This is a genomic window from Hymenobacter koreensis (genome assembly GCF_039541855.1).
Taxonomy (GTDB): domain Bacteria; phylum Bacteroidota; class Bacteroidia; order Cytophagales; family Hymenobacteraceae; genus Solirubrum; species Solirubrum koreensis.
Genome location: NZ_BAABHA010000008.1, coordinates 311004 through 323146, shown reverse-complemented (window position 1 = coordinate 323146; position 12143 = coordinate 311004). Strand labels below are relative to the sequence as shown.

Here is a 12143-nt window from a genome sequence, read left to right as displayed (position 1 = left end):
GCCGCGCCCCCCGCGGGCTCCCCACCGGAGCCGCCGCGGGGGGCGCGCGTCGTTTAGAACCAGCCCCCGCGCATTCCCCTCGGGTGTACTTTGGATAGCACTTCAGCCGGTACGTAATTAAAATACTAGGCCATTTAATAATTATATTTTTATCGGAGCATTCTATTAGTGAAGGCATTTAGATGCTCAGGTATAAAACGGATTTAAACCCAGATGCAGCTTTTTGACCTTGGTTGGTGTTACCTTGTATAGACCTTCGTAATTGTACATGCGCTTCACATATCCTTGGGCTTTATTGGGGCTTTTAGCCGTATCTATTCCGATAATCCTGCACCTATTTGAATTGAAGAAGGCTCAAAAACTGCTGTTTACTAACATACAGTTTTTGAGGAACGTAAAATTAGTGACAGCTCGGCAAAGGCGTTTACAGCATTTATTAGTCCTGTTTTGCCGATGTGCCTTTATCATTGGTCTGGCCCTTTGTTTCGCTCAACCTTTTATTCCCGCTGCTGAAAATAAGATTGGGAAGTTATCTGTAGTAAATATTTTATTGGATGCAACGCACAGCATGCAGTCCTTGACTACTGATGGTCGAACGGCATTCGATATAGCAGAGCGCGAAGCATTGGAGTTACAGAAGGTATTGCCAAGTGTAACCCGATTTAACTTGTGGTCTACTAATATATCTTCCTCATCTAATCTGAGCTTAGCTGATGCATTAGATCGAGTTCAAATCGGTTCAGAGGGGAGCGTTAGTAATGCAGTAACGAAGGTATTGCAGCAGGGAAGGTTTGGATCAAATGGCATTTCCTTCGTGTTTTCTGATTTTCAGCGCACGGCATTTCCTGCTCGCGAGCTGAATAGGTTGGGGAAACTAAACGAGGTTTTTTTGGTGCGCTCGTTGACGAAACCACTAGCCAATGTTTATGTCGATACTGTAGCATTGAACGACAGGTTTCTGCGAGCAGGAAATGATGTGTCGGTTACTGTAAGGTTGCGCAATGGCGGAGCTTCAGAAGCACGAAACTGCCGAATTCGGTTGCTGGTTGGAGATAAGCAGGTAGCTAGCTTTCAGGAGACGATTCCTCCTGGGGAGGCTGTCAATACAATAGTTAAGGTTCGTCTTGATACTGATAATGAGCAGCGCTGTCGCGTGGAGTTGCAGGATGACGACGTGCGGTTTGACAATGCGTATTACTTTATTCTGAAACCAGCTGGCAAAATCGCCATTACCGATATTATAAGTAGACAGTCGGCAACGCTGCGGGTGTATCCCAACGAACCAACTTTTACTTATACCACGACCAATGCAGCGGCAATAAGTGACAGCAGAGTGGCAAATTCTGATCTGGTTCTGTTGCAGGAATTGCCCAGGATTAATGCTGGTTTGCGTACACAATTGGTTCAGTTCGTGCGCAGAGGGGGCAAGCTGGTTATTACACCTGCTGCAGATGGCGCGGCTAAGTCCGATTATCAGCAGCTTTTTGCCGACTTGGGTTTAGCAACGGTACGATTTCAAGTTAAGGCCACGCCTATGGAGCCGCGGGAATTGGCTATTCCCAGTCGTCAGCATCCTTTCTTTCGGGATGTTTTTGCTGAACAAACTCGTCAGCCTGATATGCCCAAGGCCGTTCCTTTGTTAACCTGGAGCCGGGCCACGACTGATATTATGACTTTCCGTGATGGGGAGGCCTTCTTATCGGGTTTTAGTAGTGGGCGGGGAACGGTGTATGTATTTGCGGCGCCTTTTAACGCGAGCTATTCCACCTTCCAGGATAACGCATTGTTTGTGCCCGTGCTCTACCGGCTGGCTACGATGAGCTACGAGGCCATGCACGCGCCGGCTTACCGACTAACCGAGCGTGCCATTGAGTTTCAGCAGGGGCGAGAGGAAGAAGGACGGGAAGCAGTGTATAAGCTAGTAAGTGATAGTGCTACGTATGTACCTACTCAGCAGCAACAAGGTGGGCAGTTAGTGCTGCAAGTGCCGACTGCCATGCAGCAGGCCGGTTTTTATGCCCTAACACTAAATGATAAACCCGTCACCACGTTAGCATTCAACCTGGATAAGCGGGAGTCAGAGCTGGCCTGCTACTCGTTGGCAGAACTTCAGCAGATGACGGCTGGACGGAGCAACCTGCACGTGTACGATGCAAGCAATGCCCAAACCTTAGCTGCGCAGTTCCAACAACAAAGCATTGGTACGTCGCTTTGGCGTTACTGCCTTGCTCTGGCGTTGCTGGGGCTGTTAGGCGAGGTATTGGTGCTGCGATTTGGGCGGCAGCAAACCCAGGCAAAAGAGGCCGTAGCCGCGTAGAGGGCCGGTCTTGGCGCAAGCAATTGCCTAACTTGCCGCTTGGGTCCGCAAAAGGACTTCTTCTGCATGAAAAGAAACCCGGTTTTTTTGACAGCATTGCGCTTTGGTATTGGTGCTGCGGCACTGGGCGTGCTGTGGGTGCTGTTTTTGTACTGGACAGGCCAGAACCCGTTAGGCCCGAAGCGTACGGTTGCCTATTTGGTGCCCCCCGTTGCCGCGCTGGCGAGCCAGTGGTTTGTTCGGCGATACTACAGTGAAGGTCCTGGCTTATTAAAAGCATGGGGCACGGGGCTGGCAACGGTTTTGGTGGCGGCCAGCTTGTCAGCCATAGGAGTGTATGGAGTTGGACGCATGGGTGGGACAAAACTGTTGCAGCGCAACTTGGCCGAGGAGTCTCGCTTGCTGGACGCGGCACGCAAAGAGTTCGGAACAGACCAACTCAACCAAGAGGTTTACGCCCAAGCCAAGCGCAGCCTGCCGCTTACGGCTGGCACTCCGCAAGGAGTGGCAAACGTTGACTTTCAGAAGAAAATGTTGCTGGGCCTGTTGTTAAGCATACCCGGCGGCATCTTCTTTCGCAAATAAGTCTTTTCTTGCTGCACCCTAACTCTCAACAATCATGGAAAACACCGCTACTCCTTCTGTTTCGCCCAGCTCCGCAGGCATCCGCTACGGGCTTATCTTTGGAGTCATCAGCATTATAGTTGATTTTGTGCTGAAAGCGACGGGTTTATCATTTAAATTCTCCGTAACGCTTTCCGCATCCCTAATTATATGGGTTGTTGGAATAATTGTAGCTCACCGCTATTTCAAAGCACACAATGGAGGGTTCATGTCATACGGGCAAGGCATAATCATTGCTGTTATAATGGGCAGTATCGGCGGATTGATGACTGGCGTTTTTAATTACGTTTATGTCAATTTTATTGATCCTAATTATGCCGAGGCAATGCGTGCCGATATGGAAGCATGGTTAATCAAAATGAATGTTCCAGAAGAGCAAATGGATAAGTCTTTGGCGGATATTACTCCTGAAAAAATTGGTTCTCCCACAAGTATAGGTAGTGCCATTCTATTTGGAGCCTTTGTTAGTTTGCTAACAGGCCTCATTATTTCGGCCATCACCAAGCGCAAGCAACCAGAGTTTGAGTAAACGCACACCGCATTCGTTCCCGGTTGAGCTGTCGGTGGTTATTCCGCTGCTTAACGAAGCTGAGTCGTTGCCGGAATTAACCGCCTGGATTCGGCGCGTGCTGAAGGAGCACGGCTTGTCGTACGAAATCATTCTGATTGACGACGGTTCGACGGACAACTCCTGGGACGTTATCGAAGACATTGCCGATACCGAGCCTTATGTGCGTGGTATTCGCTTTAACCGCAACTACGGAAAGTCGGCGGCGCTCGATACGGGCTTTAAGGCCGCACAGGGGCGCGTGGTGTGTACCATGGATGCCGACCTACAGGACTCGCCAGAGGAACTTCCCGAACTCTACCGCCTCATTACGGAGGAGAAGTACGACTTGGTGAGCGGCTGGAAGAAGAAGCGCTTCGACCCGCTGTCGAAAACCATTCCCACCAAGCTCTTCAACGGCGTTACGCGCAAGCTATCGGGCATTCAACTGCACGACTTTAACTGCGGGCTGAAAGCCTACGACCACCGCGTGGTCAAGAGCATTGAGGTGTACGGCGAAATGCACCGCTACATTCCGGTTATTGCCAAGTGGGCGGGTTTCCGCCGCATTGGTGAGAAAGTGGTGCAGCACCAAGAGCGGAAGTACGGCACCACCAAGTTTGGCTTGGAGCGGTTCGTATACGGCTTTCTGGACTTGCTCAGCATCACCTTCGTGAGCCGGTTCCGGCAGCGGCCTATGCACTTTTTTGGTACCATGGGCACGCTTTCGTTCCTGCTGGGCGCGGTAATTACGCTGTGGCTGGTAGGAGAAAAGCTATGGCTGGCGGCGCACGACAAAGCCTGGCTGGTAGCCCACGGCCTGCGGACCCGCGACGTTACCGATCAGCCACTGTTTTTCCTGGCGCTGGTGGCCGTAGTAGTGGGCGTACAGCTGTTTCTGACGGGTTTCCTGGCCGAAATGGTAACGTTAACGGGGCGGAAAAAGAACCAGTACTTGGTGCGCGATTCGATCAATTAATAATTATGAATTCGTAATTATTAATTAAATGAAAGTGGTCATCATTGGGCCGGCTTATCCGCTGCGCGGCGGTTTGGCCACGTATAATGAGCGGTTAGCGCGGGCCTTCCGCGAAGCCGGCGACGAGGTGCGCCTCGTTACGTTTTCGCTGCAGTACCCTGGGTTCCTGTTTCCGGGCGAAACCCAATTCAGCACCGAACCCGGCCCGACCGACCTCGACATCGACGTCAGCATCAACTCCGTGAACCCGCTGACGTGGCTGAGCGTGGGCCGCCGCCTGCGCCAAGAACGGCCCGACTTGGTCATTTTTCGCTTCTGGCTACCGTTCATGGGCCCGGCGCTGGGCACCATTGCCCACTTGGTGCGTGGTAACGGCCATACTCGCGTGGTGGCCATTACCGATAACGTTATTCCGCATGAGAAACGGCCCGGCGACCGGCCACTCACGCGCTACTTCCTGAGTGCCTGCCACGGCTTTGTAACCATGAGCCGCTCGGTATTGGCCGATCTGCGCCGCCTGCGTTTCCGCCAGCCCGCGCAGTACCAGCCGCATCCCTTGTACGATAATTTCGGCCCCATTCGGCCGCAGGAGCAGGCGTTGCGGGCTTTGCAGCTTGATCCGCAGTGCCGTTACCTGCTTTTTTTTGGCTTCATTCGGGCCTACAAGGGCCTCGATGTACTGCTCGAAGCCTTTGCCGACAAGCGGCTGGTCCAATTGCCGCTTAAGCTGATAGTAGCCGGCGAGTACTACGAAGACGCCGCGCCTTACGAAGCCCTGATTCGGCAGCACAACCTGGAAAGCCGGCTGGTACGCGCCACCGATTTCATCCCGAATGAACGGGTAGCCGATTACTTCTGCGCCGCCGACCTTATTGTGCAGCCCTATAAAACCGCTACCCAAAGCGGCGTTTCCCAAATTGCCTATCACTTCGAGCGGCCTATGCTGGTAACCGACGTAGGCGGCCTGGCCGAACTCATCCCCGACGGCGAGGTGGGCTACGTGGTTCAGCCTTCCCCTCAGGCCATTGCCGATGCGTTGGTCGATTTTGCTTCGCACCCCGAGCGGCAAGCCCAATTCGAGGAGGGCACGCGCCACTACAAACAGCAGTTCTCGTGGGCTGAGATGGTGAAGGCACTGAAAACCGTGGCCGGGGCAAGCCAATCCGCTTGATTTCGGGCTAGTGGGAACCTCACCAAGGGCAGGTTCCACGGTTTGTGGGTTTGTGCTAATTCCACGAAGGCAAACCCCGTCGTTTCCGTGCTCGGCTATCCTTTACCGAGCACGGAAACGACGGGGTTTTGCCACGGTATGAGCTATACCGACAGGCTTTCCTGCACGGCCGCAAATACTTTTTCAGCCGATAATTCCTCCATACAGCTGGTGCCGAGCTTGCAGGTGCCGCGGTAGAAGCATACGCACTCCCGATTGGGCTGCACAATCTGGCCGCGACCGTAGAGGTCGAATTCGTAGGGATTAAAAATGTTGTTCATCAGCACGGTGGGTTTGCGCAGGGCAATGCTGATGTGCATGGCCATGGTTACCTGCGTTACCACGAGGTCCATCTGATAAACCAGGTTGATGAACTGCGGCAACGGAAACGTGCCGGGGTACACGGCGCCGGTGGCGGTGTGCAGGCGCTGGTTGCGCTCATCTTCGGCCGTGCCGCCGAGTAGCACGGGCTGGTAGCCGGCGTGTTGCAGTTGCTGGATGAGGGAAACCCACTTTTCATCGGACCACAGACGCGTAGTCCACCGGTCGCCGCAGCCGGTGTTCAAGCCTATGCGGCGGCCGGCAGCAGGGAGCATGGGCCACTGGTAGCCTTTGTCGGCGTGGGTGTCAAATACGTATTCTTCGCCCTGAAACTCGAAGCCGCACAGTTCGAAGATTTCCTGCACGTAAGGCTTCTGGTTTTCCAGGCTAAGCTGATCGAAAACGCCGGTGAGAAACTTGTGGTTGGCCAGCTCGTTTTGGGGCCACACCACGCCGTCGTGTGGGCGCAGGGCGTAGCCGAACTTTTGAGTAGCCGAAATGCTATTGAGGAGGGCACCGGCTTCTTTGTCTTTATCAAGGTTAAAGAGCAGATCGAACTGTCGGCCCTGCAACTGCACGATGCTGCTCAGCTCGAACTTAAGAACCTCGTCGGGGCCGTCTGTCGCTGGCAAAATAGCCGGTGTGTGGGTCAGCCAGGTGATGAATGCGTTTGGGTATTCCTGGCGCAGACGACGCAGCAGCGGCGTGGTACGAATAACGTCGCCGATGGCTCCCAGCTTGATGATGAGAATGCGCTGTTGCACGGGACTATACACCGGGCAGCCCTGGCATACATAGCCGTGCTCCTTGTTCGGGCGGCAGGGCAGGTCGCCGCGAAAATGGCGGCAGTCGGGATGAACGGTAACGCCGTTAAGGTCGGGCATGGAATAAGACGAGCTGAAAGTCAAAAGTAGCTTCCCGGCATCAAAAGCCAGCCAGTAGGGCCATAAAGTCGCGTGAGCGACGAAGAATGAAAAAGCCGCACCCAAAACTGAGTGCGGCTTTTTGATAACATTATGCGGGGCGTGTTACTGGGGGGCTTTTTGGCGGCGCAGTTTTCTAAGGGCGAAAGCCGCACCGCCGGCCAGCAGCAGCGAAGCACCGCCGTCGATGGGGATTACCGTGGGCGAACCGCCCGGTTGGGGACCACCCGAGCCCGGGCCCTGGGCCAGCGCCGAGGTAGCTGAGTAGGTAACCAAGCCCACGCAGCAGATACAGAAGAAATAGGCTTTACGCATGTGTTCGAAATGTAAGGCAGCCAAGACCACCTGATGAAGAGAAAGGTCCCAGGAGGATTAGTCGACAACCACCCGCTTGCTGATTTGCTGGCTGCCCGTCGTGAGGCGGAGCACGTACACGCCCTTCGGCAAGGTGCTCACATCAAACTGAGCGTAGCCGTTGGTGGTGTTTAACAGCAGCGTGCGGTGCTGAACTACCTGGCCCAGGCTGTTGCAGAGCGAAGCCGCCACAGGACCTTTGCCCAGAACCGCTTCGGGTAAATGCAGCGTGAAGCTGTGGCGGGCCGGATTCGGGTACACCGAAACCAAGCTGGCAAGCTGCGCAGCACTCGTAGTGGTAACACTGCCGGGGCGGAAGACCAACGTAAAGCGACCCGTTGCCAGCGTGTTGTTTAGCACGAACCCGTAGCTGGGCTGCTGTTGCAGGTTGATTTCCTGGCCCGTTTGAGCATCGCGCAGCAATACCTCCGCGCCGGGCGCGAAGTTCAGCAGCTGGGCAGCATGTAACGAGTAAGCACCGGCAGCGGGTACCTGCAGATGCAGGGGAACCACCGTAGCGGCCGTTAACAGGGGCAAGCCCGAAACAGCCAGTTGGGTAGTGCCAACCAACGAAGCCAGATTCAAGCCGTTGGGGTTGCTCAGCTTCAGTGCATCGTAATTGGCATCGACACCGGCGGTAGCACCGGCCTCAAAGTACACATAAGTTGCATCGGTAGTGCCAGCTCCGCGCACCTGCAACTGCACTTGCGTGCGGGTGTCGGCGGCGCCACGCAGCAGCGGTGTGGCATCGGGAGTAGTGAGGCGGTGCGAATTGCGCAGGGAAAGGTTGCCCACGCTCGTGCTGTCCGATACGCGAACAAAGAAGCCCTGGCCCAGCGGTACGATGGGTGAGCCACCGATACCGTTCGTGTAGCTGCGGAAGCGGCCGGCGTACTGGCTGGTGCTTTCGTACACGTACATGGCGGCGTTCAGGCCGACGCGGTCGGCGGGAGTCACCAAGCTCCAGTCGAGTGGTGCCGGGAAGGGGTTGCCTACCAACTGCCAGCCCGCATCGGGACCCGTGGTCCGGCTCAGGCTCAGGGTCTGGGTGCCGTTGTTAAGCGTGCCGTTGAAATCGACGGTCTGGTTAGCATTCAGGTTAACCGTGTAACCACGGGCCACGAGCAGCGCGTCCGACAAAGCAGCAGGCGAGAACCAGCCTTTGTCGAAACCCGAGTAGGAGGTAGCAGGACTGGTAGCCACGCGTGCCTGGTCGTAACCGAACACCGTGGGGAACGGCTGCACCAAATTCGGGGCAGCGGAGGTGTTGTACTGCGGGTTTACCACCGGCGTGTTGGCGCTGGTAGTCAAATCAGCCACCGAAGTGTTGCTTACCGGGGCCGAGAAATGGCGGTAACCTGGGCCAGCATTCAGCGCAGGGCTGATGTAGCGCTGCACCGTAGCTGTGCCAAGCACCTGACCCGAGGCCGCGTTAACTACCAGGGCAGTGGTGTCGGCATCGGAAAGCAGCGTTAGCGGCTGGGCACCGAGTACCAGATTGCCGGCGTTGGCCAGCGTAAGTACGCCCCGAATGGCCACGGGTTGGGTAAGCGTGACGTTGTTGTTGTTGAACACCAACAGGTCGCGCACCTGGTTGGGCAGGCCCGAACCGGTATTCTGAGCAGTGCTGGCGTTGTACAGGTAACGCGCCCCACGCGAGAACGTGTGGCTGCCGTTAACCTGAATGGCGCCGCTGCTGCCGCTGGCGCTAATGCCTTGGGCCGAACGAATAACGAGCGTACCTCCGGCTGCCAGCACAAATGAGCCTGGACCGTCTACTACCGCGGTGCCGTTGTCGAGAATACCGCCGCTTTGCACCAGCATGCGGCCGTTCACGGTAAGGTTGCCAGCCAGGTTGGCAATGCCAGTGCCGGTTACCGTTACGTTATTGTACGTACCCTGAATGCTCTGGGTAGTGCTTACCACCAGGTCGGGGGCAGTGCTACCAGTAGTAACGGTAAAGCCGCCCGGCGCATTAGCCGATCCGCCGCCACCAATGATGGTCAACTGCTTGTTGCCAACCGTGAGCGAGGCCGGCACGGTAGTGCGGAGCTGCGTGGGCGAAACGATGGTAAACGTGGCCGCTGTGCCCGGAATGAAGAACACGTTGGTTGCGTTGTTGAGGTTGGTACCGGTAACGGTTACCACCGTGCCCACCGGGCCGCTGCTCGGCGAAATGCCGCTGATGGTAACCTGAGTAGAAGCCGTAACGGTGAAGTTGCTGGCGGAAGTAGCCGTGCCCGCCGTGGTTACGATGCGAATGAGCCCCGTAGTGGCTCCGGCCGGAACCGGGAACTGCAGGGAGCTGCCGCCTATCTGGTCGATGTCGATGATGCCGGTTACAACAACGTTGTTAACAGACACGCTCGTCACGTTGAAGAAGTTGGTACCAGTCACCGATACGCGGGTACCCGTTAGGCCGCTGGTGGGCGTGAACGATGCAATGGTAGGCACATCGTTCACATCGGTTACCGTGAGCGAAATGGCGCGCTCGTACTGCTGCCCATTAGAGCCGGTGCTCCGCACCCGAATGCTATAGCTGCTGCGGGTTTCGAAGTCAAAACGGCTGGCCGTAAAGAGCGAGTCGTTGCTGACGAAGAAGGAGAAATTGTCGACGTCGCCCGTGCCGTTAACCAGCCCGTAGCTAAACGGCGCTACGGCACCGGCCGTGGGCGTGGAGAACAGGCCAATGAAACGGCCCGGTTGGGCGTTTTCGGGGAAGCTGCTGGCGCTCAGTACCGGTGAGTCGGCCACAGGAGAAGCCGTAACCGTGAAGTTGCTCGTCGACGTAGCCGTACCGCTGGTCGTGGTGATGCTGATAGGACCGGTAGTAGCTCCGCTGGGCACCGCAAACGAAACGGCGGTGCCGCTGCTGATGAAAGGACTGGTAACCGCCGTGCCGTTAACGGTCACGCCCGTAATGTTGGAAAGGTTGGTTCCCGTTACCGTAACACTGGTGCCGGCCGGCCCACTAGTGGGCGTGAACGACGCGATGGTGGGCAGGGTGGTTACCGTGAAGCTCGTGCTGCTGGTAGCCGTGCCACCGGGCGTCGTTACCGAAATGGTGCCGCTACCGGCTCCGGCTGGAACGATGGCCGTGATTTGGGTGGCGCTGTTCACGGTGAACGAAGCAGCCGTGCCATTAAAAGCCACAGCCATTACAGCCGTGAAATTGGTACCTGTAAGCGTTACGCTGGTGCCCACCGGGCCGCTGCCGGGGCTAAAGCTGGCAAGCGTAGGTACGATGGAGGTAACGGTAAAGGAAGTCGGGCTGAAAGCCGTGCTGCCACCGTTGTTTACCCCGATGGGGCCGGTAGTAGCGCTGGCCGGCACGATGGCCGTAATCTGCGTCGGGGAATTTACCGTGAAGCTAGCCGTGCTGGTGGGCTGGTTAAAGGTGACGCGGTTAACGTTGATGAAGTTCTGGCCGGTAATAATTACCGAAGTGCCCACCGGGCCACTGCCCGGTGTAAACGAGAGTACTACCGCATTGGGCACCACCGTGAAGCTCACGCCGTTGCTGGTGCCGCCGGGCGTGGTAACCGTTACGTTGCCGGTTTGCGCTCCGGCCGGAATGATGATACCCGAAATCTGGTTGCCATCGGCACTCACCGTGAAGCCGGAGGTAACCGTGTTGTTGCTTGCACCGGCAAAAGTGATGGTGGTGGCGCCGGTCAGGTTGGTGCCGGTAAAGCTTACCGTGGTACCCACCACGCCGCTAATGGGACTGATGGTGGCCAAGGTGGGGGCCGCCAGGGGCGTCAGGGTAATGCTGCCTGCTCCGGTATTACCAGTGCTGTACGCGGGCGTGCTGCCCGTCGCCAATGCTGTTGAAGCTACATAGCTGCTACCGCCGCCGCCGCCACCACCGCCGTTGGGAAAGGTGCCGGCGCTGCCGCCGCCGCCGCCGTAGTAGCCGCCGCCGCCGCCGCCGCCGGACGGGTTGCCAGCGGCACCTCCATTACCGCCTTGGCCTAACAACCCAGCCGTGCCGTTGCCTGAATGCCCCGGAAAACCGCCTCCAGGACCGCCTGCCGTTGCAGAGCCGCCGCCACCGCCGAAGCCGGCTCCGGAGGAGCCATCCTGACTGCTGCTACCACCCGCGCCTCCGGGTACCTGTCCACTCATACCCCCGGCGCCCCAACCGCCGGCACCGCCGCCGCCTCCAGCCACTAGTATACGATTAGATAAGGCTGTTCCGCCGCGTCTAATGTCAGTAGCGCCGCCGCCGCCTTCGCTACCATTCGGATAAGCAAAGCCGTTACCATTGCCACCACCATTGTAGCCGCCCGTAGGACCGAGAGGAGTGCCTCCCACTACTACACTGAGCACCTCGTTAGGCGTCACATTAATGGTAGCTGCTACAATGGCGCCGGTACTGCCTGGCACCTGAGGACTAAAATTAGCAACCCCAGCGCCCCGCGCCGTTACCTGCAGGCGCGTTACGCCGGCCGGTACGGTGTAGGTTTGGGGGGCACCGGTAAAGTTGTAGGTGGTTTGGGCCTCTGTGGTTCCCGGTGTACCAAGTAGCCACAGGCCAAACGCCCAGCTGCCGGCTTTACGCCAGGAACTGAGACGAAAAAGAGGAGAGATTTTCACAATAGAAAAAGGGCAAAGAGTTAGTAAGCTTTGTGTGTCTGCGTTCGAGGTGCTTTCAGTAGGATTGGTGGTATGCGTACCAAATCCGGTTCCGCCAGGCGGGTGGTAGAGTAGTGGTAGGTCAGCGCCGGAGACGGACCCCGTTGGACCCGAGGCTAACGCCTAGTCCTGCCAACTGGCCAGAACCAATGGGTTAGCGGCCGTAGGCTGCTTTGATAAGGGCAGGAAAAAGAGGCTGCCGACTTGGGCAAGGCCAGCAGATCCAAGGC

General features: G+C 56.8%; 8 protein-coding genes. 5 read left to right on the top strand and 3 right to left on the bottom strand.

What is annotated here, in order from left to right; all coding sequences use genetic code 11:
- Positions 1–268: 268 nt before the first annotated feature.
- The 5 genes from ABD903_RS13855 to ABD903_RS13835 all read left to right on the top strand — a co-directional run bounded on the left by ABD903_RS13855 (position 269) and on the right by ABD903_RS13835 (position 5638).
- Positions 269–2317, top strand: coding sequence for a BatA domain-containing protein (locus ABD903_RS13855; RefSeq protein WP_345225178.1), 2049 nt, complete (start codon positions 269–271; stop codon positions 2315–2317).
- Between the two features lie 66 nt (positions 2318–2383).
- Positions 2384–2902: a DUF4199 domain-containing protein gene (locus ABD903_RS13850; protein ID WP_345225177.1), complete on the top strand. Its 519-nt coding sequence runs from the start codon at positions 2384–2386 to the stop codon at positions 2900–2902.
- Positions 2903–2936: 34 nt separating this feature from the next.
- Entirely contained in the window at positions 2937–3470 is a 534-nt protein-coding gene (locus ABD903_RS13845) for a DUF4199 domain-containing protein (RefSeq protein WP_345225175.1), read from the top strand.
- Entirely contained in the window at positions 3463–4467 is a 1005-nt protein-coding gene (locus tag ABD903_RS13840; protein WP_345225174.1) for a glycosyltransferase family 2 protein, read from the top strand. The genes ABD903_RS13845 and ABD903_RS13840 overlap by 8 nt, the downstream gene beginning before the upstream one ends.
- Positions 4468–4495: 28 nt before the next feature.
- On the top strand, positions 4496–5638 hold the full coding sequence (locus ABD903_RS13835; RefSeq protein WP_345225172.1) for a glycosyltransferase: 1143 nt from the start codon (positions 4496–4498) through the stop codon (positions 5636–5638).
- 143 nt (positions 5639–5781) lie between these two features.
- On the opposite strand, the gene ABD903_RS13830 is transcribed toward ABD903_RS13835, so the two are convergent.
- The 3 genes from ABD903_RS13830 to ABD903_RS13820 all read right to left on the bottom strand — a co-directional run bounded on the left by ABD903_RS13830 (position 5782) and on the right by ABD903_RS13820 (position 11874).
- Positions 5782–6882, bottom strand: coding sequence for a glycosyltransferase family 9 protein (locus ABD903_RS13830; RefSeq protein ID WP_345225170.1), 1101 nt, complete (start codon positions 6880–6882; stop codon positions 5782–5784).
- A gap of 144 nt (positions 6883–7026) precedes the next feature.
- The gene (mprA, locus tag ABD903_RS13825) at positions 7027–7236 is read right to left on the bottom strand and encodes an MprA protease, GlyGly-CTERM protein-sorting domain-containing form (protein ID WP_345225168.1); all 210 of its coding nucleotides are present in this window, start codon (positions 7234–7236) and stop codon (positions 7027–7029) included.
- Positions 7237–7293: 57 nt separating this feature from the next.
- Positions 7294–11874, bottom strand: coding sequence for a T9SS type A sorting domain-containing protein (locus tag ABD903_RS13820; RefSeq protein WP_345225166.1), 4581 nt, complete (start codon positions 11872–11874; stop codon positions 7294–7296).
- Positions 11875–12143 lie beyond the last annotated feature (269 nt).

What these genes read in the sequence shown, in the direction of transcription:
- ABD903_RS13855 (WP_345225178.1), top strand. Translation starts at nt 269, where the DNA reads ATGCGCTTCACATATCCTTGGGCTTTATTGGGGCTTTTAGCCGTATCT.
- ABD903_RS13850 (WP_345225177.1), top strand. Translation starts at nt 2,384, where the DNA reads ATGAAAAGAAACCCGGTTTTTTTGACAGCATTGCGCTTTGGTATTGGT.
- ABD903_RS13845 (WP_345225175.1), top strand. Translation starts at nt 2,937, where the DNA reads ATGGAAAACACCGCTACTCCTTCTGTTTCGCCCAGCTCCGCAGGCATC.
- ABD903_RS13835 (WP_345225172.1), top strand. Translation starts at nt 4,496, where the DNA reads ATGAAAGTGGTCATCATTGGGCCGGCTTATCCGCTGCGCGGCGGTTTG.
- ABD903_RS13830 (WP_345225170.1), bottom strand. Translation starts at nt 6,882, where the DNA reads ATGCCCGACCTTAACGGCGTTACCGTTCATCCCGACTGCCGCCATTTT.
- mprA (WP_345225168.1), bottom strand. Translation starts at nt 7,236, where the DNA reads ATGCGTAAAGCCTATTTCTTCTGTATCTGCTGCGTGGGCTTGGTTACC.